Genomic DNA, 25,421 nt, shown 5'->3' with positions numbered 1-25,421 from the left:
GTCTTTGTCACGCCTAGCGTGCTTTACTTGCTTATGCTACGGGTGCGCGACTTCCTATGCCGCAGGCTTTGCCCCGATGCTAGCGCAGTCTTTAAAACCAAGACATTGGCACCAGCGAAGCTGGGAGTATGACGTCTCGCAAGTAGCGTAGGGGAAACAGGGGAAGCTACCACGTCCGTCGCCAGTTGGCGTGACCACGTGTGTAAAGGATGCGGCGTGAGGTTTAGTTAAAGCGGGCTAACCAATTACGAGCTAGCCGCGAGCCGATAGTTCGTGCTACGCCCCCCCGCCGCTTCTTTGACTAAAATGCCCTGGTCGAGCAGAACCTGGATATCGCGGGAGGCCGTGTCCTGCGAGCATTTGGCAATCGTGGCCTATTTGGTAGAGGTGAGCTTGCCCTCGAAGCCGTCGAGCAATTAATTGAGCAGCCGGTGTTCCCGGGCGTTGAACAGAAACGCGGCGTCTGTATTAACGGAATCAGTTGGTTGTTAACGGCTTTATTAGTCATGGGGTACCCCACCGAATAGGTGTAGAATTCTGAATTCGCGTGGAACACGTTAGCTCTCGTGCGAACATTGGCATTGCTCTCTTCCGTGATATCGTCCATGCGTAAGGCGTGCTCGAAGCGCCCGCTGTAAGCGGCTTTGTCGGTCAAGAAAGTGCCGGTGCAACCTCGCTCACTGCCGTTTACATTAGAAAATTCTGTAGGATAGAGCAACCTCGACTGAAGCCCATGCGCCATTCGACTAGACAGCACGACTATTTGGCTAATAAAATTATATACAAAAAGTCTTTCTTGAAATATACTCTTGCGGAAATCCACGATGTTGATGAAGCGGGGGTTAACAAGCTTTCCCCGCTGAGCCCTGTACTCCTGCTTAGCGCGCCTCAACAGTGCGGGGTCCAAGGCACTGTTAGTACCATGCCAGCCAAATGCAAACCGCTTAGGATGTCTGCAACAGCGAACTACTGCTTTTCAACGCCTATTACCATTAAGTAAGTGGCAGCATGCTGACAGTGACCACGGGCATTAGTACAAGTCATCCTTGACCGGTGCGATGTAGGGCTGGGACTGGCCGGCTGTTGGCAGCAGGTCGAAGTAGAAATAGCGCGTACGCTGGATAGGTGCGCCGCTGAAGTCGTTCAATGCACTTTTGGGACAGAGGCGCTCGGGGTAGCTGTCACTGGCAAGACTCTGTTTAGTACCGGCAACGCACCCCTGCCGCCGCGGTCCAGACCCATAGGGATAGGGCCCACACCAAATCCGCACCTTACTTATGCCGGGTAAGTAGCTGATGGGCGGACGGCAGTATAACCAGCAACTCCTAGCCCTGGACCAAAATCGAATCGGTAAACCAGAAATTTTGTTGGCGGCGCGAGCGCTTGGCATGGACAGGCCACCAGTGCCAACCCGGTGATTAGGGCCGTAGCGCTGCTCAAGCGCCAACAGCCCGCAGGAACAGTTTTCGTTACAAGTAATTAAGCAAAGGACGGCCCTGCGGGCTATGATTGAAAAAGTTTTTGCAGCAGTTCTACCTAGGGAGGTACGGCTGGCTATTTGCCGACTAGCACCTTGCCCAGTGAGACCACGTAACCCGTGCTGCCGTAGTCCGACTTTCTTTTATCTGACCAGTTAGGACGTTCTCCTAACACGGCAACGGTCAAGGTATAGGTGTCTTTAGGAAGCACCGGGCTTTGAAAGGTGCACGTGGCAACCGGGTATTTGCAATACAGGTCGATGAGGGAAGAGCAGACGGCTTTTCCCTGGTTATTACGCAACACGACGCGGGCGTAGCCGCCAGTGGGGCGGGCAAGGCCCACTAGGCTGATTTGAGTGCCATTGAACTTCACCGAGTAAGTAGCCCCTTTCTCATCCGAACTACTCACGGCTAAGGTGTCAGAGGTTTCGCGCCGCCACTTCCCAGTGTAAGTAATCAGGCCCTGATACGTATTCTCAACAACCTGTCCACGCGCGGCCACGCCAGTGGAAAGATTAATCCGCCAGGCCTCCTGGTAGCTGGGCATCGCAAGCGCGGGGCCGGCAATAATGAGCGGCTGCCACACATACGTCGCCGCCGAGGCCTGCTTGGGGAAGGACCACCGGTCGCCCATAAAAAGGTAAGTAGTGTCTATTGCACCAGCCAGGGGCAGCACAAACGTGGTTTGGGAATTCCAGGTGAGGGTGCCGGTGGGCGCAAAGGCGCCGCGGGCCGTCCACGGCCCGCGCAGCGAAGTAGCTGTGTAGTAATAGTTATCGTTCTTTTCCCAGCTCGTCAGGTGCGACCCTAGGAAATAATACAGCCTGCCTTTGCGAAACAAGGCCGGTGACTCAAACCCCGAGGTCATGCTGTTATTGACCTGCTCACTAACACGTTTATAATCCTTGCTAAGCAGGTAGATTTCTCCGCCGTGCGTCAGCACGTAGCCAGTGCCATCCGCATCCTGAAACGTGCCCATGTCCCATTTACGAACAGGTTTGCCGTTAAACAAGATGGGCCCCTTGAAGGTGTAGGGCCCGGTAATGGTGGGGGCCGTGGCGTACCCCACAAACTGGTCTTTGTAGCCCAGCGTATCCACGTGCATGTACATCACGTATTCCCCCGTTTTCGGGCACTTCATCACTTTCACCCGCTCCCCTACCCGCCCAGGGCCCAGCTTACCCGCGGGCTGAACTGGCAACGCGACGCGCTCAAACTGCCAGTTATACAAATCGCTAGAAGAGTAGCAGTTGAAGCCGGCAAAGGCGTTGCTGGTGTCGGTATGGGCTTCCCCAAACAGATAAAACCGGCCCTGGTCGCTGACAATGTTGGCTCCGTGAGCACTCACCACCTCCCCTCGCTGGTCGAACCACGGTACGCCGGAGTAAATGGCACCATACCGGCCCGGCCGTTGCGCCAGGGTAGGTTGAGCGCTCAACAAGATGAGGGTTGCTAGCCAGCGCCAAAACTGGGGCAGTATACGGGGTACTTGGCAGTCGGTGCGGCGATAGCTCATCGGTAGGGTTAGTAGCTAATATTGGTGCTATTGGCCACGGAGTACACCGGCTTGGCATCAGCTGGCGATTGTAGGTTCGTGAATGTCACCCGCTCGGCATCGTTGACGGTCACCTTGGCATTGGCTGGCAGGGTAATGTTGCGGAAGGTGACATCGCGCAGACGGTGGGCCGGGTCCTGAAAGCCGTTGATGTCAATGACCGCCTCCTTACCCGAGGCCTGCGACAAGTCAATATTCTCAAAGACAAAATGCTCAAAGGTGGGCACCTCGGGAGCCGGGGCGCCGTCGTTGTTATAATTGACGGCTGAGAAAATCGTAATTTGCAATAACTGGCACTCGCGCACGGTGACGTTGCGCACGTAGCCGCCCCGGTCTTTGGTGCCTTTTATTTGCAGGCCGTGCAGTAGAGCCCCGGCCTGGCAGTCCTGCACCAACACGTCGCTCACGCCGCCCGACATTTCGCTGCCGATAGAAATGCCGTGCCCGCGGGTAAACGCGCAATCCGTAATCCGCACATTCTTGGTGGGCTTAGCCACAAAAAAGCCCTCGGGGTTCTTGCCCGACTTGATGGCGATGCAATCGTCGCCGGTATCAAAGGTGCAGTTGAAGAGGTAGGAATTAGTGGACGAATCGGGGTCGATGCCGTCGCCGTTGTGAATGCCGTTGGTGATAATGGTTACGTCGTGGCAGGTGATGTTGTCGCTGTAGATGTAGTGGATGGTCCAGCTGGGCGGCTCAGTCACGGTTAGGTTATCCAGGCTCACGTTCTGGCAGTTGAGCAGGCAAATGAGGCGGCCCCGGCTGCGTAGGCCGTTGGCTTTGATCATGGCGGTAGCCAGTAGCTTGCCGCCGCCGGAGATGGTACCCCCGCCCGTAATGCGCAGGTTTTTCACCTTATAACTCCCGTCGCGGTTGAGGGTGCCGGCGTTGAGCAGACTGGCGTAGGTTTTCAATTCCCAGCCTTCGAAGCGGTTCAGAATCATGGGCTCGTAGTCGGCCACCTCCGTTGAGCCTTTCAGCACCCCGCCTTTTTCAATGGTCAGCGTCATATCGCTTTTCAGAAAAAGCGCGCCCGACACGAAGGTACCCTGCGGGATATAGACCGTGCCGCCGGCCGCGCAGGCATCGATGGCCGCCTGAATGGCCTTGGTGTTCGTGCGGGCGGTATCGCGCTTGGCCCCGTAATCCAGAATGTTGTACACCTTACTTTTCGCCGCCGTTTTGAACCGGAGGGTAGCGGTTTCGGCAGCTCCTTTTTCCGACTGCCTGCGCAGCTGAATGGCATACTGCGTGGCGGGAGTTAAGTGGGTAAGGGTGTAGTTTGTCTTGCTGGTAGAGCCCACGACTTTCCCATTCAAGAGCACTTCGTACACCACTGGGTGGTCGGCATACTGCTTGTCCCAGAGCAGGGTGGCCGAGTTGTCGGCGAGCGTGCCTGGTGCCAGCAGCAGGTGATAGCTGGGAGCCGGCGCCGCCGCCAGCCGCAACGCCCACAGCATAAAAAAGAGTAGCCACCGCCCGCGGCCGACTGGTTTCGGAAAAGAAGAAATCGTCATGTAAAAATGGGGAGAGGGTCGAAGCAGCGTAAAGGGGTAGGTGGCAAAGCCATTGCTTCTCAGTACACTGTACAGGCTGATAGACGTGTGCCCACTAACCTGTACGCAATATGAGCTAATGCAATTACTTAGTAGTGAGTGTATTCGCGGGCAACCATCGGGGTGGAGCGAGCAACTGACGCTTGCTTCACCCCTAATTAGCGGTAAGCGAACTAATTAGTAGCAATGCGCACGTAAGCGACTGCCGCATAGTAGCAGGTTGTTAGCATTAAAATTCATTGGTCTTCCGGGCGCTCCGGACTAGTGCCCTTGCGCCAGCCCCGTACTACTGGGGCTGGCGCGCTCCTGCTAGTAGCCGGGGTTCTGCTCGGCCTGGCGCTCGGTTACGTTGAGGGGCTGGCCATTGCGGGTAATGCGCTCTAGGTGGCTTTGCGGCACCGGGCGCAACTGGTGGAAAGGCTGGATGGCGGCGGCGTCGGGGTTAAAGTAAGCCGTGCGCGTGAGCAGCGTCTCGGTGCGGGCTAGGTCCTCCCAGCGGTGCAGTTCGCCAAGCAGCTCGCGGGTGCGCTCGTTCAGCATGAAATGGATAAACCGATCGGCCGTGCTGCCTACGCTAGGTGGGTACAATTCCTTAGGGTCATTGCTGGAGAAGTTGGCCTGGGTAGCAGTCAGGGCTGGGTAGGTACTGCTTACGTCGCCCTGGGTGCCGCCCTCCACGCGGTAGTTCGCGTTGGGCCGCACTTCGCCGGCTTTGTAGGCAGCGCGCTGCCGCACCACGTTCACGTATTGCAGGGCCTTGGCATAGTCGCCTTTGCGGCCGTAGGCTTCGGCTGCAATGAGGTAGGTTTCGGCCGAGCGGGCCAAAATGCCGTCCTTGGTACCGGCTTCGTCGGCGGCACTGGGCCGGAAAGGGTCGGTATACTTGATGAGCTGCGGAAACTTGTTGCGCAGGGCCAACGTGCCGGTAGGGTCGTAAGCGCCCTTCATCACAGTGCCCGCCGCGTTGCGGATGTAGCGGGCAAAAATCTTGTAGCGCGAGCGCGTAATCTGCGCCTGCGGAATCGGGTTCTGGGCCGTGTTGACAATGACGTAGAACGCCGTGTCGCCCACGGCAAACTTGTTTTGGCCCACCTGAGCCGGCGTGGGCGCGTCGGCGGCCGTCCACTTCGGAATGTTGCCAGCGTTGTTCGCAATCCAGGCCGTGCGCATCATCTTATAAAAGCGCGAATCGTTGCGGCGGTCGAAGATGTCCATGGCGTAGTTGGTAGGCATCACGCGCCGGAAGGGCCGGTCGTTGGCCAGGTCCCGAATCATGCCCGGCTCGTTGTCGTACTGCAACGTGAAGTAGGAATGTACCCGGTTGCCGAAGCGGCCAGCTAGCGCCACGGTGTTGTTGAACTGCGCCGAGAAGATGATTTCCCGGTTGGTCTGGGCTGTTACGCTGTTGGCGTAGCTGGAAATATCGAACAGTTGCGCGTAGTCGGTCGCCAGCGGGTTGCGGCCCGAGCTAATCACCTGCTCGGCGTAGTAGGCCGCGCTGTCCATATCCGTAGGCCGCTGGCCGCGCTGGGCCGTCACGGCGCTGCCGCGCGTCAGGTACGCTTTGGCTAGGTAGTGCATGGCCGCATTCTTGGTAGCCCGGCCAAAATCCGTGGTGGTCGGAGCCAGGTTATCCGAAGCAAAGCGCAGGTCGGCTATGATGGCGTGGTATACATCGGGCACCGGGGCGCGAGTGTATTCCAACTGCACGCCCTCGCTGGGCTGTAGCACCAGCGGAACGGCGCCAAACTGCTGTACCAACTGAAAATAATAGTAGGCCCGTAAAAAACGCAATTCGGCTACGCGCTGGTCTTTCTGTGCCTGGGTACGCAGCGTGGTGGTGCCCTGCATGAGCGGAATGCGAGAAATGCCGATGTTGCAGCGGTTGATGCCGTCGTAGTCAGCCGTCCACACGCCATCTACAAAATCGTCGGACGAGTTGAGCCGGCTGTCGTAGCGGTTCCACCACTCGTACACGATTTGGTCAGCGCTGGTCATCTCGTCCACCCCAAAGTTGAACAGGCCGTAGGCGTGCTCCAGGGCGAATTTGTAGCGGGTTTGCTCGTAGCTGGCTTTCACCAAGTCTTCCAGGCCCTGCTCGGTGTTGAAGTAATCGTTGGTGAGCGTCGAAACCAGTTCTTCTTTCAGGAAGTCTTTGCAGGAGCCTAGCCCTAGCCCCAATAGGACGGTAAGGGTGGTAGTGCGCAAGGTATGAGTAAGTTTCATATAGGTGGGCAATTAGAAGAGTTCAGAATCCTACGCGCAAGCCAAACACTAGACTTTTAGTGTTGAGGTTGCGGTACTGCACGGTTTCGGTAGAGGTAGTGCCCCCGTCGGTAACTTCCGGATCAAGACCTTTATAAGAGGTGAACAGGAAGGGATTTACGGCGTTGACGTACACGCTCAGGCTGCTGAGCCGAACCTTCGAGCTGATGGCCTGCGGCACGGTGTAGGTGAGCGAGATGTTGCGTACCCGCACAAAGCTGCCATCCACCACCGAGTAGCCGCCGGTGTTTTTCGCGTCGACCTTGTAAACCGGACGCGGAAACTCGTTGCTGGGGTTAGTCGGCGTCCAGTAGTCTACCTGCTGGCTTTGGAATACTCCGTTCAAGCCCGGGTTGACCCCAGTAGACGTTTTTTGCCCCACGCGGGCATACACCAGAAAGCTTAGTTCTAAGCCCTTGAAGTCGAAGGCGTTATTAATGCTGCCTGACCATTTGGGCCGGTTCGAGCCTAGGATTATGAAGTCGTTGGCGTTGATGATGCCGTCGTTGTTCTGGTCCACTACCCGTCTGTCGCCGGGCACCAGACCATACTTTTTAGCCGCATCCTCCTGGCCTAGCTGCCAGATGCCGTCCTGCTGGTAGTTGTAGTACACGTTCAGGGGCTGCCCGATAAACCAGCGGTTACCCACGTCATCCTGTGCCCCGGAGGCCAGGCTCACAAACTCCTCTTTGTTGCGGGTGTAGATGAAGTCAGTGCTCCACCGAAAGCCGCCTGGCCGTTCCACGTTCACCGTGGTCAGGCTTACCTCCACGCCGCTGTTGCGCGTGGCCCCGATGTTTTGCAGAATATTAGCTACCCCACCCACCGTGGGCAGGGCGCGGGACAGCAGCAGGTCCGTGGTATTGGCACGGTATACTTCCACCGAGCCACTAATCCGGTTTTTGAAGAAACCGAAATCCAGGCCCAGATTGATGGTTGCCGTGCGCTCCCATTGCAGATTCGGGTTTGGAATACCCCCTAGGGTGCCCGGCAAGGTGCCGGGTGTGGGCGAGAAGCCGTAGGCGGGTACTTCGTTCCAGGCGTAGCGTGACTGCTGGAGCGTGCCGCCGGTGGTATACGGGTCCACGGAGGCCTGCCCCACGCTGCCGTAGCCCCCGCGCACCTTCAGCTCCGTTATGGCCTCGATGTTGCGGATGAAGTTCTCCTGCTGAAGCTTCCAGGCCACCGCCACCGAAGGGAAAAAGCTCCACTGGTTGCCCGGGGCCAGTACTGAGGCCCCGTCGGCGCGGCCCGTGGCCGTGAGCAGGTAGCGGTCCTTGAAGCTGTAATTCACGCGGCCCATCCATGACATGAGGGTGCGCTTGGTAAAGCTAGTGCCGAAGCCATTGGCCGCCGCCTGGTATGTCGAGCCTAGGTTGTACCACTTCTGGCTGTCGTAGGGTAGGTTCACGGCGCTCACCGAGGAGCCTTCGCCCCGGTCGGCCTGCACGCTTTGCAGGGCCGTGAGGCTGATGCTGTGGTCTTTGCCCAGCTGCTTGTCGTAGAAAAGCAGGTTTTCAACTACATAGGTAAAGTTTTGCCCTTGGTCGTAGGAGGCAAAGGAAGTAGAGCTAGGCCCGCCCGCGTCGCGGGCAATAGCCCGGGCCGACTGGAAAATGCCGTTGCGGCTGTTGCGGAAGTCGGGCCCCACGTTGAGGCGGTAGCGCAGGCCGTTGACGGGTAGCTTCACCTCACCGTAGAAGCTGCCGAAAAAGCGGGTCACACGCCGCTCGTTGAAGTTATTATCCACCTCGCGCAGCGGGTTGTAAATCGTGGACACGAAGGCCGGACTCACAATGAACCCCCCATCGGGCGTGTAGGGCGTAGCGTAGGGAATCTGCCCCACGGCCCGCCCATAAACATCGGGGCCGTAGTTCTGCACGGCTAGGCTAGCGTTGGTGGAAGCGCCGAGCGTGACGATGTGGTTGACCTTATAGTCGAGGGTCACGCGGGCGTTGTAGCGCGCAAAATCCTGGCCGGGCTGAATGCCTTCCTGGTTGAGGTAACCCACTGACAGGGAAGCCCGCAGCTTCTCGGTGCCGCCGCTGGCGCTGAGCTGGTGGTTTTGAGTTAGCGCCGTACGCAGGGCCAGGTCCTGCCAGTCGGTAGTGCGCACCTTGCTGGCATCGTAAATAGGAATTTGGCTGACACCATAGCGGGCCTGCTCTTCCGGGGTAGTGGGGCGGGTAGCCACCACGCGGTTGGCGCGGTCGACCCACTCGTAGCCGTCAGCAATGCCTTCCCAGGCGTAGGGGTCCACCGACCCAAACAGCGCGTAGTCCCGCGCCGGGTCGGCGTAGAGGACGGGGTAGGCATTGGTGTTGCGGTTGGCCTCGCGCTGCAATTCCAGAAACTCGCCCCCGTTGAACAAGTCCAGCGTGCGCGAAGCTTTGTCGAGGCTGAAATACGTGTTGTAGTTGAGCGTAAACTTGCCTTCTTTGCCGCGCTTGGTGGTCACGATAACCACGCCGTTGGCCCCCCGCGAGCCGTAGATGGCGGTGGCCGACGCATCCTTCAGCACTTCCACCGACTCGATATCCTGCGGGTTGAAGTCGTTCAGGCCGGTGCCCTGGGCCAGTGGAATGCCATCGACCACGTAGAGCGGGTCGTTGGAGGCGCGGATGGAGCGGTTGCCCCGGATGCGAATGGCAGGCACTTCGCCGGGGCGAAAGTTGCCCCCGGCCACGTCGACCCCCGCCGCCCGGCCTTGCAGGGCCTGGGTTACGTTTTGGGTGGTGACCTGCTGAATCTGGGTTTCCGAAACCGACGACAGCGCGCCCGTTACGTCGCTCTTGCGCTGGGTGCCGTAGCCGACTACCACCACTTCGTTCAGCGCCTTGGTATCATCCGCCAGCTGCACCGTCAGGCTACTGGTCGCGGCCGTGATGGTTGTTTCCTTGCTCGCAAACCCCACTGAGCTGAATAGGAGGATACTGCCAGTCGGCATAGACAGCGTAAACCGGCCTTCAGCATCCGTAGAGGTGCCATTCGTCGTGCCTTTAACCAGCACCGTTACCCCCGGCAAGGGGTCGCCGTTGGCCTGCACCACCCGGCCCGAAACAGTGATATCCTGTTTGCTGGCCTTGTTTTGGCCGGGAGCCGGGGTAGGAGTGGCAGACCGGAGTATTACGTAGTAGCCGGGGCTGGTTTTTTCGAAGCGCAGGCCCACTTGCGAGAGCACCACCGTAAGCTTCTGCTCCAGACTAGCATCGGCCGGCGCCGGCGCTACCAACTTGTCGCGCACTAGGTCACTGGCGTAAGCAATCGAAGCCCCGTACTGTTTTTCCCACTGCGATAGCAAGTCCTTCAAGGACACCGCATAGGCCTGCGCCTGGGCCGGGTGCTGCGCGGAAGCAAGTAGCTGGGCCGCGGCCGCAGAAGCAAGCGGTGGCAAAGACAGTACGCACGCCGTCAACGAGGCCGTGCGCAGCCAACCGCTGCTCGGGTGAGTAGGAATTCTTTTCATTGAGAAAGGGAGGATGAGTGAGCAGAAATGACGAAGTGGTTGGGCTGACGCTGAATGGTTAGCGGAAAGCTCTTTTCCAAAAATTGCAGCATGGCTTCCAGGTCCCCGATGGGGAAAGTGCCCGTGACTTTGTACTGGGCTAAAGCCGGGGTATCGAGCGTGACGGTTACGCCATAGGTGTCGCTGAGTCGCGTTGCTACCTCGGCCAGGCTGGTTTCATTAAACGCTAGCCTATTTTCGGTCCAGGCGGCATACAAGGCGGCATCTACCGCCTTATGCTCAATGAGTTGGGGCTGGGCGTCGTGCGTTTCCAGCAGCTCACCCGGCTCGAGCACCACTTGGTCGCTGCGGGCGGGGTCAGCAAAATCCACCCGCACTTTGCCCGTGAGCAGCACGACACGGGCCTGCGCGTGCCGCCGATACACGGTAAACGTGGTGCCGAGTACCTCCACGTTGAAGCCCGCCGAGGTATGCACCACGAACCGGCGGTGGTCGGGCAGATGCTTTACCGAGAAGCAGCCCTCCCCTTCCATCCACACTTCCCGCGTGTCCTGTTGGGCTAGGTCCGCCGCGTACCGCAAGGTTGAATGCCCATTTAGTTGAACCGTGGAGCCGTCGGGCAGGAGCACGGTGCGCTGCTCCCGGTTGGCCGTAGCTACCGTGGTGAGCGGCAGCCTATGCGCTGAATGCCAGAACCAAGCCCCGCCCGTCAGCAAGCCCAGGAGCAGCGCGGCTGCTGCGGCCCAGCGGGGCCAGTAGCTGAGGCGGCGCGTGGCTGGTTCAGCAGGCGCTAGCCCAAGCTGAGCCAGCAGCCGCGCCTGAATGGCCTCAAATCCCGGCATTTCGGCGGCAGCTCCCTCCTCTTGCTCCAGCAGCTCAGCGTACTGCTTCAGCCACTCCTGCGCCAGGGGGGCATTGCTAGGGTCGGCCATCCAGGCCCGCACAGCATGCGCCTCCTCGGACGTAGCCTCTTGCTGTACGTAACGCAGGTAGTCGTTAAAAGTCATAAGGCGCGTGGAAGAAGACAGGTACTATTTTCCTTCATTTGCAGACGACACCTGCACCGGCCTCTACCCTTATTCCTCTCGAAAAAATAATTTTATATTTAGGCGACATGCATTATCAGCTAATTGATAATCAGACTAGTATTCGCAAAATAATCTTTTCTGATTTTGCGAATTTTCAAGCCGATGGCCTCACTCCCCAGCTAGAAGAATTTTGCCATTGCCCTAGGGGATGCGAGGCAAATAAGAAAGCTGAACCTTATTACTAATAAGGGCCCATTCATTTTTACAAAAGGGTTATTAGCCCATGTGAGTGCAGGAGTGTTCGAGTGGGAAATCGCCCCTAGTTTAGCAATCCTAATAGCGCTGCAAGTCACTGCTAACCTATCTCTTACATCCCACCCGCCCCTGTTTTCTTACCGCAATGAAGCTTACCAAGCACGTTTCGGAGATCCCTGCATCGCCTGCTTTGGAGAGTGAAGAAGAGCTATTTAAGCGCTTATTTAAGCAACACGCCTCTAGCATCTATCGACTGGCTAATAAGGAGTTGCGGTCCCAGGTGGAAGCTCAGGAGATTGTACAGGAGTGCTTCCTGAAGTTTTGGGAGAAACGCCACGAGATAAGCGTCGATCCAACGGCCGCTAAGGGGTACCTCTACACCTGCGCCTACCATGCTATCCTAAACCAAGTGCGGCGGCAACACACCTGGCTGTATCAGGACTGCTCCGAAAATCTGGTGATGCAACAAGCATCTCAATCAATGGAGCTAGAATACCAGGAGCTCAGCTTGTGCTATACCCACGCCCTGGCCCAGTTGCCGGCCAAGCGGCGGGAAATATTTATCATGAGCCGGCAGCAAGGTCTGTCGAACGCAATGATTGCGCAGGAGCTCAATATTTCTGTCAAGACGATAGAAGCCCAGATGACGCACGCGCTCAAGTTTATTCGTCAGTATTTCATCTTGCAAGGAGTGCTGCCAAGCTTAGTCATGTTGCTTGTCGAAGCATTCTGCTGTTAAAAAAGCTTAAGTCTAGCTAGCCGCCAGCTGGCGCGCCAGGGCCGTAATGCGGGCGAGGTAATAGTCGTCGTGCTCGGCCACGAATAGAAACAGGTCGGGAATACGCATGAGGGTTTGCAGCCGCGGATGCCGCGCCGATAGGTCAAGGTCACTGCCTTATAAGGGTTCGAGGCGCTGGACGGTTTGCGTGCGCAAGTGCCGAAATTGGTTCAGTTGGAAAGCGCGTCGCGATGCTGGCTACCAACCACTAAACGCCGCGCAGGTGGTGGGCTACTACGTGGCCGGGCCCGGCGAGCGCGTAGACCGAACGCAGCAGCAAACCGGGTGGCCAATGGCGGGCTTTAACGATAGCGCTTGGCCCACAGCCCAACCCCTTACCCTGGGCCAACCCAAGGGCGCCGCCAGCAGCTTCAACGGGTGGATGCTGGTGCCCTCGCCCCTACCGCCGCTGGAACTGACCACGCAGCGTCTGCCTCACTTGCGGCTGGCCACGGGGTTGGTGGGCATTCCCAAGGCGTTTCCGGCCGCCAAAACGACCGCTACCATCCCGGCCCATACTTCGGTCACGCTGCTACTCAACCAAACATTTCTGACCAATGCCTACCCCACGCTTGTGTTCAGCGGCGGGCAAGGGGCGGGCCTGTCGCTGGGCTACGCCGAGAGCCTGTACGTGCGCGGCAAAAAGAAAGGCAACCGCAACGACGTGGTGGGCAAGCACTTTTTGGGGCGGCGCGACAGCGTACTTTCCGACGGGGGGCCGCAGCAAGTATTTACGCCCCTCACTTGGCGCACCTACCGCTACGTGCAGCTACGCATTACCACCCAAGCGGCCCTCTTGGTGCTCGAAGACATTTACGGCGTGTTCACAGCCTACCCCTTTCAGCCGCAAGCCCGGCTAGCGACTGACAACCCGCTGGTGCAGCAAATTGCCGCCGTGGGCTGGCGCACGGCGCGCCGGTGCGCGGTCGAAACGTATATGGACTGCCCCTACTACGAACAGCTCCAGTATATCGGCGACACCCGCATTCAGGCCCTCGTATCGTACTGTAATACGACCGGCTGGCCCGCCAAGCTATCACCCAACTCGATAACTCGCGCATGGCCGAGGGCATCACCTTGAGCCGCTACCCCACCAGCAACCCGCAGCAGATTGCCCCTTTTCGCTGTTCTGGATTGGCATGCTACACGATTACGACCGCTACCGCCCCGACAGCGCCTTTGTGCAGAATAAGCTGCCCGGTGCGCGAGCCATGCTCGCTTTTTTTGCGCACACCCAGCAAGCCGACGGCTCCCTTCAGGGCCTGCCATACTGGGGCTTTACCGATTGGACGGTGAATGCCGCGGGCTGACGCTTTGGCGCGCCCCCGCTGGGGGCCGACGGGGGTAGCGCCCTCTTCGACTTGCAACTGTTACTGGCCTACCAGGCGGCGCAGCAGTTCGAAACCCACTTGGGGCTGCCTGCCGTGGCGGCCCAGTACCAGCAGCAGGCCGCGCAGTTGCGCCAGACCGTGCAGCGCAAGTATTGGGATGATTACCGGCGGCTTTACGCCGACACCGCCGACAAAACCAGTTTCTCGCAGCACGCCAATGCCCTGGCCATCCTCACCGGCACCGTATCGGCTGCCGAGGCTCCGGCCCTGGCCCGCCGCATCCTGGCCGATAGCACCCTCACGCAGGCGTCGCTCTACTTCACTGCAACAAAAGTTAAGCAGGGAGCGACGACCTAGTGAGCGAGGCGTCGCTGAAAGTCTGCCACGAGGCGGTAAGTAGACGCTGTTTTACTTACCGGACCAGCAGGGTCAGCACTGGTTCTATCAGCTTCCGAGAGCCGGCCGCGTCTAGGTGTAAGCCGTCCGCAGTCATGGTTTCGATACTGAGGCCGGGCGTGTGAAAGCCATCCACAAACAGGCACTGATTTCGTTTAGCTACCTGCTGAAAGGCTTTGCTCATTGCCTGGACCCGTTTGCTACCCCCCGCGTACTTCGGGAGGGCTTCGGCTTTGGTACCGTAGGGCGGCGGCGAGATGATGATAACCTTGGCCTGCCTGAGAGTGGGATACCGACTACTCTTTATAGCGCGAATGAGTTTTTCCAAGTTAGCGGGCACTTCAGTTTGCCGGTCGGCAAAAACGGCTTTGGCGTCATTGGTACCCAGTTCTATAACCACAAAATCGAAGGGGCGGGCCTGGGTGAACTCGGCGGCTTTGCGCAGGTTCTCGTCAATGACCAGCAACGAGTTCAGCGTGCTGTCGCCGTTGTTGACAAACCCAATGGTTCTCCCGGATTTGCTAAGATTGAACACCTGCGCCTCTGGCAGCGCTCGTTGCAATTGTACCGGCCAGCTATCCGGAAAAGTGCCGTTGCTGTCGCCGAGTGTAAAGACGTTGAGGGCTCTACCGGTAGGGGCCGACGGCTGCGCAGCCAACGCAAAGGGCATAAAAAATAGGCAGGTCAAAAGGACTTTCATGCAGTTGATAGTTGCTACTGAATACTTTATTAAGCGGAACGCTAAACTCGTTACACCCCAATCTGCTTCCGCTTATCTAACCAATTCGGGCACTCTCCGCGCACGTTGAGGGCAAGGTATACCTAGGGCTTTGAAATGCGCGTGTTGCTACGGGGCATCTATTATGCAGGTCGGCAAGGGAGAAGCGGCAACTTATTTCAGCGCCACATCCCACACTTTTGACATCCTGGCTGTGCCGGCTGGGCCTTCGATGGTTAGCACTACAATGTACTTGCCGGCCGCTTGGTACTGATGCACCGGGCTCCGAACGCCAGACGTACTACCATCGCCAAAATCCCACCGCCACTTGGTGACTTTGCCTTGACTTTCATCGGTAAATGTTACTTGCCGCTGCGCGGCGTCCGTAACGCTGAACGACCACTGCGCCGCCAGCACCGGCTGGTATTTCTCAGCTAGCGGCAGCAGCGTAAAAATGGTACCAAGGCTGGAATTACCGTACATTTTATGGTTCTTCGATAGGTTCCAAAAGCCTTTCTTGGTCTCGTCGTTCACGTCGTCGTAGTCGATTACGGCCCAGGTAAGGCCGATTTTCTTGTTATCAGTCAGCACCGATTCTACGGCCCGGCTGGGGCCTTCTGCGCCGGCATAATCAAAGGGCGTAATCCAAAATTCGGCCGTCAGTTTGCCGGGCTGGCCGGGCTTGAAATCGTAGGAGTAGGCAATGTTGGCATAGGGTAGGCGCTTAATCCAGGGTTGGCTGCCCCAGGCCAGCGCCCAGTCTTTGCCCACGGCGGGCATGAAAATGTGGTAGTTCTGTGCCTGCACCCCGTGAAAAGCGAAGTACCGGTCCATGAGCGGCAACTCTTGATTGGGGTGCTGCTCGGCGATGAGCGGACCACCGGATAAGTCGCCATCGACGACTACCTCAAACGTGTCGTTGTGCAGGTCGGGCCGCGTGAAATCCCAGTAGTTATCGTAGGCTTCGTACAGGAAATAGAGCCGGTTCAGGCCTTTCACCCACGCTACTCTTACCTTGACATGCAGGTTGGTAGAGTCCGGCTGGGGGTAGTGCCCCGAATCGTCGCGCAGTTGGTTGGTGCCCACCACATATTCTACTGGAAAGCTAACCCAATCGTCGGCCTTGCCATCGATGCGCGGAATCATGTTGGCCGGAAACTGGTACACCTTATAGCCCCGGTCTTCCTGCGCAAAAGCGGCGAATTGGACGCTACCAGCCACAAGGAACAGCAGGGCGGTTGTGGCCCAGCGCGCGTAGCGGGTGCGGCCTTGATTGACGGGCTGATAATTGGTTTGCATGGCGCGTTGAGCAGGGCTATTCTTTCCAGACGACTACGTCGGCCGGCTTCAGTACCGAGCTGCCAATGAGCACCTTGCCTAGAGCTGGCACCGGCACGGCGTAGGGCTTATCGGAGTAATTCAAGCCTACCCAGAAGCCGTCGCGCCAGTCGACGATGACACCCTCGGGCAGGTCGGCGAGGGCGATACCCGCCCGCTGGTACACTTTCTGAAGAACGGCTTTTTCCAGCGCCCCATCGTCGGTATCGGGGCCAACGTAGGTGACGGTACCCTTACCGAGCGAGCGCGAGACAACAGCCGCCTTACCGGCGTAAAACTGGTTGGTGTAGGTAGCCCATACTTCGGTGCCAGGTTGGGGTTCCAGCACGTCAGCCCAGTTATTCCAGGCGTAGGTTTGGCTATTGGCCGCCACCGTGCCGGTTACGGTTTCGGGCAGTAGGTCGTAGAACGAGATTTTGGCCCCAATGAGGTCCACTATTGGGCCGGCCCACTGGGCTTCCCAGAGCTTGCCGGTGCGGTCTTTTTGGCCGGTGCGGGCGCTGAGGATTAGGTGGCCGCCCTGCTGCACGTACTGCCGCCAGCGCGCTACCAACTGCTTGTCCAGCAACTCGTAGGCTGGAGCTATCAGCACGGGGTAGGGCGTAAAATCCTTGGCTTCGGTGATGACATCAACCGGCGCGCCAACTTGCTTTAATGCCCCGTAGTAGCGCTTGAGGTGGTCCATAAAGCTCCACTGGTTAGTCTGAGGTTGGTTGTCCATTTCCCAGCGGTTGTCGGCGTTGTAGAGCACGGCGGCCTGGCGGCGGCGGTAAGCCGCTGGCATAGTAGCACTGGCGCGGTATTGCTTTTGTACGGCCGCCAACTCTTTGATTACCTTGATGTACTCCTGACCGCTAGTGCTGGGCGTCACGCCATCGGTGCCGATGATGCCGTAGTGGTACTGCTCGCCGCCTGTGAGTGGCTGCCGGAAGCGGTAGTTGCACACAAACTTGTTGCCGCCTACAAAGGCGTGCCATATCCACATGCGCACCGCACCGGGCAGCGGCTGGGGGTTAAACTTGCCCCAGTTCACTTGCCCTGGCTGCAATTCCATCACGCCGGTAGTGCCGTTAAACGACCGAAACAAGTCGTTGGCAAAAGCAATGCTAGTGGGCGAACCCATCCGAAAACCCTGCTCCCCTACCCCCTTATCGTAGCCGGCCACCAGGTACTTGGTGTAAGTGAGAAAGTCGAGCCCCGTAATGTGGGTCGGGTCCACGTCCACGTGCTCCGGCATGAGGTTGGTCGTAATCCACTGCGTAGCTGGCACGTACTTACGCAGCAGCTTGTACTGAAAGCTCAGGAAATCATTGGCTTCATCGGCCGAAAAACGCTTGAAATCGAGCGCGGCCGCCGGTGCGGGCTGCGCAATCAACTCCTGCTGATTGGGGATGAGTACTTGGCCGAAATCGTTGTAGCGAATGCTCCAAAAGGCGGTGCCCCAGGCTTTATTGAGCGCGTCAACCGTTTGATACTTAGCTTGGAGCCAGCGGCGAAAGCTGACCTGGGCAGCCGGGCTGTAGTCGTACTGCCCGTAGTGCGAGGGCTCATTATCGAGTTGCCAGCCCCAGATGCGGGTATCCTTACCGTAGTGCTGGCCGATGGCTTCTACCATGCGCTGCACATACTGCCGATACACCGGGCTTGACCACGAAATCTGCTGTCGCGAGCCGTGCTGCATGGTGCGCCCTTGGGCGTTTACCATTAGGATTTCGGGGTGTTTCTGCGCCAGCCAGGCCGGGGGGGTAGGCGTGGAGGTGCACATGATAACTTTTAGCCCGTTCTGGTGGGCCAGCGCCACGGCCTCGTCCAGCCAAGTGAAATCAAATTTGCCTTCTTCAGGCTCAATAAATGTCCAGGCAAACTCGCCATAGTGCGTGAATTGAAACCCGACTTCTGCCATCTTCTTGATGTCACGCGCCCAGTTATCGTGCGGCCACTGCTCGGGGTAGTAGTAGCTGCCGACGGACATCAGCGGACCATCGGCGAAAAACTTCGGGTTGCTTTGGGCCCAAGCGGGGGTAGCAGCAGCAAGCGCGAGAGCGAGCAAACGGTATTTCATGAAAAGGCAAGTTGCTTTTATAGGTAGGGCTACCCGGATACTGGTTGTGCCGGCCGACATGCAACGTACGTCTACTCAAGCACATTTGCGCAACAGCCACTCGCTTAAGATGAATATAATATTAGTATTCGCACTGCTGGCAGCATACTGGTCGTGTGCTCAATAGCTATTAAAATCACCCACCGGCTTGCTAATCAATAAAGTCCGTTCGGTAGCTTGACGGAGCCTTTTACTACTTCCCGTTTATTACCCCCCACGCGAATGGAAAGCGGCAGTCAGCTTAGGCCTGCCTTGGCGGCGCCGGCTTGCAGAAGGATGCAAACCAGTGCCGCGAGGATGAAGCCGCCCTTCACAGACCTTAAGGTAGGTTCCAACTGGAAACCTATTGATGACGCTAGGCTTTGCTCCGCGTTATCAATAGGTTTTCGTGGTGGCTTTGACTAATTTTATTTCGGGCAAAGGGGCGCTGTCTTTTACTATTAAGCCGCTCACATCATGCAGCACCAGGCGCGGCGCGGTGGTGGCAGCGGGCACCGTCACCTGTTGCAGCATTGCGCCTTGCACATCGGTTAGCATCAACGCGGGGCGCGTTTCGGAGCCTAATAAGTAAAGATTTACGTCGCGTAGCGTCAGGTTTTTGGCGTGGCGAATATAGAAGCCATAGGCCGGGCCTACACCTAGCTTCTGGGGTTCGGGGTAGCCCTTTTCATCCTCCGGCAAATCGGCTTGAATGCTGGCAGCGGAGGCGGCGTCTAGGGGTTTGTACCAGATGCTGATGTTGCTCAGGCGCACGTCCTCAATGGCGTGGCCCGGCACCCCGCTAAGGAGCGTGGCAAAGCGCGCATCGGCGTTGTACACGTTCACATTACTGATGGTGACGCGCCGCAACGCGCCTACCAGCGTGCCAGCTGGGGCACGCAGCCGGCTACTCAATCGCAGAAAAATTGGCGAGTTGATGATGTCGCGCATGGTGATGTTGCTAATAACGATATCTTCCAGCAAGCCGCCATCTACCGTTTCCAGCGCCAGGCCCCGGCAGTACTCAAACACGCAATTGCTAATGGCAATGTTCTTGAAGCCGCCGTTCGACTCGGTGCCGCACTTAATGCGGCCGGTGGGCCCTTCGTGGTCGGGCACTAGGTCGGCCTCGCGCCGTTGGTAAGTACCGTTGAGCAGCGTACCCCGGTCGTAGCCACTCACTTGGCAATTGGTAATGGTGACGTTTTCGGTAGGTCGGGCGTAGCCCAGGGCGTAGGAGCTTTTCAAACAAATAGCGTCATCCCAGGGCGAATTGACGGTGCAATTCGATACCCGCACATTGCGGCAGCAGTCTATATCGAGGCCGTCGCGGTTGGTATCAAGCTTGAGGTTGTCGATGGTTAGATTATCCACGCCCGTGGCGAGGACAGCAAAGTGCCCGCCCTGCCGAATGGTAAAATCGCGCAGTATCACGTTGCGGCACAGTTTCAGCGCAATAGCCTTGTTGCCAACTGGCGCCTGGTGCGGCCCTTCACGCGTCAAGCCCTGCCCGTAGATAGTACCAGGGCCGAGGATGGATATATCCACCAGGTTTTCGCCCCAAATCAAACTATTGTGCCAGTGGCTATGCCCAAAGTCTTGGTACTTATCATTAGCCGCTGGCTCAGGCGCGTCGTAGCCGACATTGCCCACCGGCGTAGCAGCTAGAATGGTCGCACCCTGGTCGAGATATAATGCCACATGACTGCGCAGCCGGATGGAGTAGCTGCGATAGCGGCCGGCCGGCAGCAGCACCGTACCCCCACCCGCACCGGCCGCGGCGCTGATAGCGCGGTTAATCGCTTCTGTATCGAGGGTTACGCTGTCGCCTTTAGCTCCGAAGGTTCTCACATTGTACGTATCGGGCGGAACTGCGTGGGCAGTAAGGCTGAAGATAAAAAGAAGCAATACGAGGGCAGAACGGAGCATAAGCAGGATATACCAGTACACTGTAGACTTTGCAAGTTTACGCCTAGGTAGGCTGTTCAACTTAAGCGAGGACCTGCGAGGGGACTCATTGGTCCTTTCAGGTAGCCGAAATTAGGCTTCAGTAGATTCCGAGCCTTGTCTTTACTCTCTCGAAGCTATTTCTTAGATGTCTCTACCCTACCCTAGACACCTCTAGACCCTAGTTTTTAGCTCCCTACGGGCTACATTAAGTCACTGAAAAGTGCAAAAAAAGGCCTTTTGGAGTTCCAAAATGCCTTTTTTGTTTTAAGCATTCAATTTGAGTTTGAATCTGTACCGTTCGGTCAGGCAATTCTGTATCGCATTTTTGTACCGCTAGAGCACTTATGACGAATCGTCATTCTTTGCTGAGCGAGAAATTGACTGGGGTTAGCCCTACCCCTACTAGCGCTTGGTCGTAGGCCCACACGGCATCGGCAGCATCTTTAGAGTACCCCATTTGTTGCTGCCGTCAGTTCGGATTTGGGCCATCTAGCGCTGCTCCCACTTCTTCTAGCTAATGCCAACGTATTTGCTCGTAGTTATACCGGTTTTGTTGCCCAGCAGGTTTTGGCAGTTCTCGCGCTTGGTCACCCAGCGCACGTTGGTGTAGTGGTAGTTAGTCGTTGTCGTCAACGATATGATATTCCGAGTCTGTGGGTCGAGGTTAAGCACGTAGCAGAGGGCGGCCAGCTGGTGAAACGTGGATGTAGCACACGCGGCATCGTAGCGGCGACGGTTGGCAGGTGCCGGGTTGTCTTGTACGACGCTTGAGAGATAAAGCCCTATTTTGTCCACATCTACCCGACCACCTCAACCAGCCTTACTGGGCGGTGAGCGCAAATCTTCAAGCGCAACTTACTGGCTTTTAATACAAATAATCTAATAAGGGCCCTGCGTTTAGCTATCCAGAGGGGGTTACCAGCTACTAAAATTCAGTGGTGCCACGGATACAGAATACTAGTCGCTGTATTGACCTTGACGTTGCAAATGCGCAGGCCTCGCCCATAGCTACCAACTTGTTGCGGGCGAGGGCGCCCGCACAGGCAACTTGGTGCTGCATGCCCGCCTCTAGCCATAGCCGCAACGGCAGATTTGCTTCGCATTGCACTTCAGATTCAGTTTATGAAATCAGCTATACTAGGCGGCTGCTATACCCTGCTGGGTGGCGGGATGCTCGCCGCGCCACCGGCCCGAGCGCAGGAAATGCCCGCGGGCAAGGGGCCCGTCTTCATGGCCGAGCTAGGTCAGGGATTCAACCGGTCGTCGGGTGGCAACACCCTGTACCTGGCCACTTTGCAAGTAGCCCCGCAGTGGACGGTAGTGCCCGAGCGGCTGCGCCTAGGCCCGGTGGTAGGCGTGTTTTACCCCGGCACCCGGGTAGGTGCCTTGGCCGGTGGGCGCGCCACCCTTAAAGTAATCGAGGGCCAGAAATTCTTGCTAGCCAGCTCGTTTCATGTGCACCTGCTGGGCGAATACCTACCGGCAGTATGGACGCATTCTGACACCTGGCGGCAGTGGGTGGGGGTAGGCATTGGTCTCGAAACCAGCAGCTTGCTTGGCGTAGCATTTAAGGTGCACCGGGACTTTCAAACCCCCACTACCTACGGCCAGTTTACGCTGGCCCTCAACCTGCGCTACAAAGCGTTCCAGCCGCCAACCAATATTTAGCTAACTCCCTGATAATTATGCCTAAAACAGCACTTGTGGTTAGCGGTGGCGGCTCGAAGGGAGCTTTCGCCGTCGGCGTTTTGAAGTACGTAGACCAGTTCATTCAGCGAATTAATACGTTTGATATTTACTGCGGCACTAGCACTGGCTCGCTCATTGTGCCGCTGGCACTGTGTGGCGAGCTGCCCTTGCTCGAGCACGAGTACACCACCTTGCAGCAGGGCGACATTCTAAACCTAGGGAGCATCGGCAACCTGCTGCGGGGCATTTCTATCCACGATGCCACGCCCCTGAAAAACAAAATCAACGAACTGCTCACCGACGAGCGCTACGCAACTATTCAACACGCCGCCGCCTCGCTGGCGCTCGCCACCATCTGCTTGCAAACCGAGCAACTCGTGTACTGGTCAAGCAAGCGTTTCCAGGCTCCGGGCCCCTACTACGACGTGGTACCGCTGGCGAGCGCTACCGACTTGCGCCGGGCCATGCTAGCCTCTTCGTGCCAGCCGGTGTTTATGCAGCCCATCGAAATTCGGCCCGGTGCGCAGCCGACGCGCCAGTACGTGGATGGCGGCGTGCGCGAGATAACGCCCCTCCAGGCGGCCATCGACCAAGGCGCCGATACCATCCTCGCCATTACCCTCGGCCCCGCCCAAACGGCGGCCGACAACACCAAGATGACCAACGCTTTCCAGATTCTGCAGCGTACCCTAGACCTGTATAGCGAAGACGTGGGGACAAATGACTACCGGCTGGCCCACCTCTATCAGCAGCACAATACCTACGCGCGAGCTGTGCAGCAGCACCTGGTGGCGCAGGGCGTCGCGTTGCCGGTGGTGCAGGCTGCGCTGGCGAAGGCTGGGGCGCCGTTTGGCGCGGCCGCCGTCACCACCATCCACGAAATCCGGCCTGATGCCAAACTGGAAGAGGGCGGCCCGGGCGGCCTGACGTTCAACCCACAAGCCATGCAGAACATGCTTGACAAAGGCTTTGCCCGTGCCAAGCAGTATTTTGAATCGTTGCCGGTTTAGCGCAGGCCGATGAGCTAAACCAAAGCCATGTGCTGAAAGACTCCGTTAGCTAGCCAGCGCAAATACGATGCTACTGTTATTCCTTTTCAAACTAAAGCTATCACGCAGGGGATTGGTTTGACTGCCAAGCGAGTTCATTCAGTTCAAGGGGGCTCTGAAGTCACCTACAAGGATGCCTACCGAGCCGTAATGGCCGGCTGCTTGCCTCCAGAATGGTGACAAATAGCTGGGTTTCTCCAGAAAAACTGGAGTTGTCGGCCTAAGTCTGAGCGTGTAGGTTGCTTCTGCCTGGTCTGGTACCGACCAGTGCCATTGGCATGATTCTGCCAGGCAGCCTGGGGGCTTATAGCGGGGGTAGGCTAGCTCGCACTAACTACTAGCAGGGAAACCGAAGTGCGACGCAAGTACTATCTTGAGTATCAGCTTTTACTTGCCGCCACCGTAGCATGACGGGTCTGCCGCCAACTAACGAGTTATGGACCAGTTAACCACTACTGCACCTCCTGTCGCTGCTACTTGCTGCGTACTCATTGTGGAAGATGAGTACGTGATTGCCAACGACCTGCGTTTACTGCTGCTCGACGCTGGCTACGGCGTAATGGCCATTGCCGACTCGGTGGCTGAGGCCCGCCAACTGCTCGGCCAGCAGCGGCCCGACATCGTGCTACTCGACATCTACTTGAAAGGCAGCGCTACGGGCCTCGACCTGGCCGCGACGTTGGAAGAAACGGGCATTCCCTTCATCTACCTCTCGGCCAACGATAGCCCGAGCGTGCTCGAGGCGGTGAAAGCCACCCAGCCCAGCGGCTATATCGTGAAGCCGTTTCGGGAAAAAGACGTGCTTACGGCCCTCGAAATTGGCCGCTACCGGCACGCACACGGGGTAGAAATGCGACTGCGCGAAGAAAAAACGCTCCAGATTGCCCTCACCGAAACCCTGGCCGAACAGGTACCCTGGCCGCAGAAGCTGCTGCAAGCAGCGCGGCTGCTACAAACACCTATTGGCTTCGACTTGGTGACTGTGCGCTACCAGGATGCGCAGACTTACCTCCACTACTGCTTTTACCGCACGGGGTTTGATGAATACCAAACTCTGGATGAAGAAGCTTTTTTACGGCTCACCAACCTGCCGGCGGCCTTATCAACTGATTTACAAGTCGTAGCAACAGTTTTTAATCAAACGCCGGGCTACTACAACGAAGAAAAGTTTGCAGAACTGGGCCAGCAGCACCCGCTGATGCACCGCATCGCCAAGACGCTGCGCATGAGTTCGGCGCTCGTCATGCCTATGGCGGTAGGGCCAACGCACCACTGCATCCTCTCCTTTTTCAGCCGCCAGCCCGCAGCCTACCAGGCGCGGCACCTGGCACTGCTCGACCGCTTAGAGCAGCCGATGGTACTCACGCTGGAGCGAGCCTTGGCCTTTGAGGAAATCGCCCGACTCAGCGAGCAATTGCGGCAGGAGAATTCCTATTTGCAGGAAGAAGTCAAGACCACGGCCAACTTCGAGGAGATTATTGGCACCAGTCCCCTATTGCTACAGGTATTCAATCAAGTATCGCAGGTAGCACCCACCGACAGCACCGTGCTAATACTCGGGGAAAGCGGCACCGGCAAAGAGCTGTTTGCCAGGGCCATTCATAATCTATCAGCCCGCCGCGATAAGATTCTGGTCAAGCTCAACTGCGCCGCCCTGCCGGCTACTTTGATTGAGAGCGAATTATTTGGGCACGAAAAAGGCGCATTCACGGGCGCGTTGGAGCGCCGCATTGGAAAGTTTGAGCTGGCTAAGGGCGGCACCATTTTCCTGGACGAAATCGGCGAGCTGCCGCTGGAGCTGCAAGCCAAGCTGCTGCGCGTGCTGCAAGACAAAGAAATTGAGCGCCTAGGGGGCAATACGCCCATCAAAACCGACGTGCGGGTGCTGGTAGCCACTAACCGCGAGCTGGAAAAAGAAGTCAGCGCGGGCCGCTTCCGCATGGACTTGTACTTCCGGCTGGCCGTGTTTCCGCTCACCGTGCCGCCGCTGCGCGAGCGGGCGAGCGACATTCCGGCGCTGGCCACCTTCTTCGCCCAAAAGGCGGCCCGCAAGCTAGGCAAGCCGTTTAAGGGCCTGGCGCCGATGGCCTTGCAGCAGCTGACAGCCTACGCGTGGCCCGGCAACATTCGGGAGTTGGAAAACATTATTGAGCAGTCGGTTATCATCAGCGATGGACAGCAGCCGCTGGAGCTGGGCCGCTCGCTGGCCAGCCCGCTTTTTCAGGCTAGCGGGGTGGGTAGGCCGGCCGAGGAAGCGCCCCGCAGCCCTACCCCGCAGCCCCCCAAAGACCTGCTGGACGTGAAGCACTTGCAGCAGGAAACGGAGCGCGAATACATTCTGAGCGTGCTGGTGAAAACCAACGGCCGGGTGCGAGGCAGTGGCGGCGCGGCCGAGCTGCTCCAGCTCAAGCCCACCACCCTCGAATACCGCATGGAAAAGCTGGGTATTCGCAAAACGATAACCACCACCGGCCCGGAGGCGTGAGCGA

18 protein-coding genes are annotated in these 25,421 nt (G+C 57.8%); 7 read left to right on the top strand and 11 right to left on the bottom strand.

Annotation, left to right across the window (positions count from 1 at the left end; translation table 11 throughout):
• Nucleotides 1-301 precede the first annotated feature (301 nt).
• The 6 genes from GO988_RS24765 to GO988_RS14560 all read right to left on the bottom strand — a co-directional run bounded on the left by GO988_RS24765 (nucleotide 302) and on the right by GO988_RS14560 (nucleotide 11,327).
• Entirely contained in the window at nucleotides 302-907 is a 606-nt protein-coding gene (locus GO988_RS24765) for a murein L,D-transpeptidase catalytic domain-containing protein (protein ID WP_157566700.1), read from the bottom strand.
• Between the two features lie 647 nt (nucleotides 908-1,554).
• On the bottom strand, nucleotides 1,555-2,994 hold the full coding sequence (locus GO988_RS14580; RefSeq protein ID WP_157566698.1) for a family 43 glycosylhydrolase: 1,440 nt from the start codon (nucleotides 2,992-2,994) through the stop codon (nucleotides 1,555-1,557).
• 8 nt (nucleotides 2,995-3,002) lie between these two features.
• Nucleotides 3,003-4,550: a glycoside hydrolase family 28 protein gene (locus GO988_RS14575; protein ID WP_157566696.1), complete on the bottom strand. Its 1,548-nt coding sequence runs from the start codon at nucleotides 4,548-4,550 to the stop codon at nucleotides 3,003-3,005.
• A gap of 348 nt (nucleotides 4,551-4,898) precedes the next feature.
• Nucleotides 4,899-6,815: a RagB/SusD family nutrient uptake outer membrane protein gene (locus GO988_RS14570; RefSeq protein ID WP_157566694.1), complete on the bottom strand. Its 1,917-nt coding sequence runs from the start codon at nucleotides 6,813-6,815 to the stop codon at nucleotides 4,899-4,901.
• A 22-nt stretch (nucleotides 6,816-6,837) separates the two neighbouring features.
• Nucleotides 6,838-10,320, bottom strand: a complete 3,483-nt coding sequence (locus GO988_RS14565) for a SusC/RagA family TonB-linked outer membrane protein (protein ID WP_157566692.1) — start codon at nucleotides 10,318-10,320, stop codon at nucleotides 6,838-6,840.
• A complete protein-coding gene (locus tag GO988_RS14560) occupies nucleotides 10,317-11,327 on the bottom strand; it encodes a FecR family protein (protein WP_157566690.1) in 1,011 nt (336 codons plus the stop codon). Before GO988_RS14560 ends, GO988_RS14565 begins: the two co-directional genes overlap by 4 nt.
• 421 nt (nucleotides 11,328-11,748) lie before the next feature.
• Between GO988_RS14560 and GO988_RS14555 the strand changes: the two genes are divergently transcribed.
• From GO988_RS14555 to GO988_RS14535, 4 genes are all read left to right on the top strand, one after another.
• A complete protein-coding gene (locus GO988_RS14555; protein WP_157566688.1) occupies nucleotides 11,749-12,342 on the top strand; it encodes an RNA polymerase sigma-70 factor in 594 nt (197 codons plus the stop codon).
• A 187-nt stretch (nucleotides 12,343-12,529) separates the two neighbouring features.
• Nucleotides 12,530-13,462: an alpha-L-rhamnosidase-related protein gene (locus GO988_RS14545; RefSeq protein ID WP_198172757.1), complete on the top strand. Its 933-nt coding sequence runs from the start codon at nucleotides 12,530-12,532 to the stop codon at nucleotides 13,460-13,462.
• Nucleotides 13,463-13,520: 58 nt separating this feature from the next.
• Nucleotides 13,521-13,691, top strand: coding sequence for a hypothetical protein (locus GO988_RS14540; RefSeq protein ID WP_157566684.1), 171 nt, complete (start codon nucleotides 13,521-13,523; stop codon nucleotides 13,689-13,691).
• 51 nt (nucleotides 13,692-13,742) lie between these two features.
• Nucleotides 13,743-14,069 carry a hypothetical protein gene (locus tag GO988_RS14535; RefSeq protein WP_157566682.1) on the top strand — a complete coding sequence of 109 codons (327 nt, stop codon included), beginning with the start codon at nucleotides 13,743-13,745 and terminating at the stop codon, nucleotides 14,067-14,069.
• 55 nt (nucleotides 14,070-14,124) lie between these two features.
• Here the strand turns inward: GO988_RS14535 and GO988_RS14530 are convergent, their stop codons facing one another.
• The 5 genes from GO988_RS14530 to GO988_RS14510 all read right to left on the bottom strand — a co-directional run bounded on the left by GO988_RS14530 (nucleotide 14,125) and on the right by GO988_RS14510 (nucleotide 20,989).
• The gene (locus GO988_RS14530) at nucleotides 14,125-14,778 is read right to left on the bottom strand and encodes an SGNH/GDSL hydrolase family protein (RefSeq protein ID WP_198172755.1); all 654 of its coding nucleotides are present in this window, start codon (nucleotides 14,776-14,778) and stop codon (nucleotides 14,125-14,127) included.
• Between the two features lie 222 nt (nucleotides 14,779-15,000).
• A complete protein-coding gene (locus GO988_RS14525) occupies nucleotides 15,001-16,125 on the bottom strand; it encodes a PKD domain-containing protein (RefSeq protein ID WP_157566678.1) in 1,125 nt (374 codons plus the stop codon).
• Nucleotides 16,126-16,141: 16 nt separating this feature from the next.
• A complete protein-coding gene (locus GO988_RS14520; RefSeq protein ID WP_157566676.1) occupies nucleotides 16,142-18,226 on the bottom strand; it encodes a beta-galactosidase in 2,085 nt (694 codons plus the stop codon).
• A 414-nt stretch (nucleotides 18,227-18,640) separates the two neighbouring features.
• Complete coding sequence (locus GO988_RS14515; RefSeq protein WP_157566674.1) at nucleotides 18,641-20,173, bottom strand: rhamnogalacturonidase; 1,533 nt, start codon at nucleotides 20,171-20,173, stop codon at nucleotides 18,641-18,643.
• Between the two features lie 531 nt (nucleotides 20,174-20,704).
• Nucleotides 20,705-20,989 (bottom strand): hypothetical protein, encoded by a 285-nt coding sequence (locus GO988_RS14510; RefSeq protein ID WP_157566672.1) that lies wholly within the window; start codon nucleotides 20,987-20,989, stop codon nucleotides 20,705-20,707.
• A gap of 327 nt (nucleotides 20,990-21,316) precedes the next feature.
• Between GO988_RS14510 and GO988_RS14505 the strand changes: the two genes are divergently transcribed.
• The 3 genes from GO988_RS14505 (at nucleotide 21,317) to GO988_RS14495 (ending at nucleotide 25,417) form a co-directional block, all read left to right on the top strand.
• Complete coding sequence (locus GO988_RS14505; protein ID WP_157566670.1) at nucleotides 21,317-21,862, top strand: hypothetical protein; 546 nt, start codon at nucleotides 21,317-21,319, stop codon at nucleotides 21,860-21,862.
• A 17-nt stretch (nucleotides 21,863-21,879) separates the two neighbouring features.
• Nucleotides 21,880-22,893 (top strand): patatin-like phospholipase family protein, encoded by a 1,014-nt coding sequence (locus GO988_RS14500; protein ID WP_157566668.1) that lies wholly within the window; start codon nucleotides 21,880-21,882, stop codon nucleotides 22,891-22,893.
• A 475-nt stretch (nucleotides 22,894-23,368) separates the two neighbouring features.
• Nucleotides 23,369-25,417 carry a sigma 54-interacting transcriptional regulator gene (locus tag GO988_RS14495; RefSeq protein WP_157566666.1) on the top strand — a complete coding sequence of 683 codons (2,049 nt, stop codon included), beginning with the start codon at nucleotides 23,369-23,371 and terminating at the stop codon, nucleotides 25,415-25,417.
• Nucleotides 25,418-25,421: the final 4 nt, after the last annotated feature.

The organism is Hymenobacter ginkgonis (assembly GCF_009755225.1).
Taxonomy (GTDB): Bacteria; Bacteroidota; Bacteroidia; order Cytophagales; family Hymenobacteraceae; genus Hymenobacter; species Hymenobacter ginkgonis.
Note: the sequence above shows the minus strand (reverse complement) of the source record. Positions and strands in the feature narration are given on the sequence as shown.

Coding starts and splice junctions, on each gene's coding strand:
- GO988_RS14580 (WP_157566698.1), bottom strand. CDS start 2,994: ATGAGCTATCGCCGCACCGACTGCCAAGTACCCCGTATACTGCCCCAG.
- GO988_RS14575 (WP_157566696.1), bottom strand. CDS start 4,550: ATGACGATTTCTTCTTTTCCGAAACCAGTCGGCCGCGGGCGGTGGCTA.
- GO988_RS14570 (WP_157566694.1), bottom strand. CDS start 6,815: ATGAAACTTACTCATACCTTGCGCACTACCACCCTTACCGTCCTATTG.
- GO988_RS14565 (WP_157566692.1), bottom strand. CDS start 10,320: ATGAAAAGAATTCCTACTCACCCGAGCAGCGGTTGGCTGCGCACGGCC.
- GO988_RS14560 (WP_157566690.1), bottom strand. CDS start 11,327: ATGACTTTTAACGACTACCTGCGTTACGTACAGCAAGAGGCTACGTCC.
- GO988_RS14555 (WP_157566688.1), top strand. CDS start 11,749: ATGAAGCTTACCAAGCACGTTTCGGAGATCCCTGCATCGCCTGCTTTG.
- GO988_RS14540 (WP_157566684.1), top strand. CDS start 13,521: ATGCTACACGATTACGACCGCTACCGCCCCGACAGCGCCTTTGTGCAG.
- GO988_RS14530 (WP_198172755.1), bottom strand. CDS start 14,778: ATGCCCTTTGCGTTGGCTGCGCAGCCGTCGGCCCCTACCGGTAGAGCC.
- GO988_RS14525 (WP_157566678.1), bottom strand. CDS start 16,125: ATGCAAACCAATTATCAGCCCGTCAATCAAGGCCGCACCCGCTACGCG.
- GO988_RS14520 (WP_157566676.1), bottom strand. CDS start 18,226: ATGAAATACCGTTTGCTCGCTCTCGCGCTTGCTGCTGCTACCCCCGCT.
- GO988_RS14515 (WP_157566674.1), bottom strand. CDS start 20,173: ATGCTCCGTTCTGCCCTCGTATTGCTTCTTTTTATCTTCAGCCTTACT.
- GO988_RS14505 (WP_157566670.1), top strand. CDS start 21,317: ATGAAATCAGCTATACTAGGCGGCTGCTATACCCTGCTGGGTGGCGGG.
- GO988_RS14500 (WP_157566668.1), top strand. CDS start 21,880: ATGCCTAAAACAGCACTTGTGGTTAGCGGTGGCGGCTCGAAGGGAGCT.
- GO988_RS14495 (WP_157566666.1), top strand. CDS start 23,369: ATGGACCAGTTAACCACTACTGCACCTCCTGTCGCTGCTACTTGCTGC.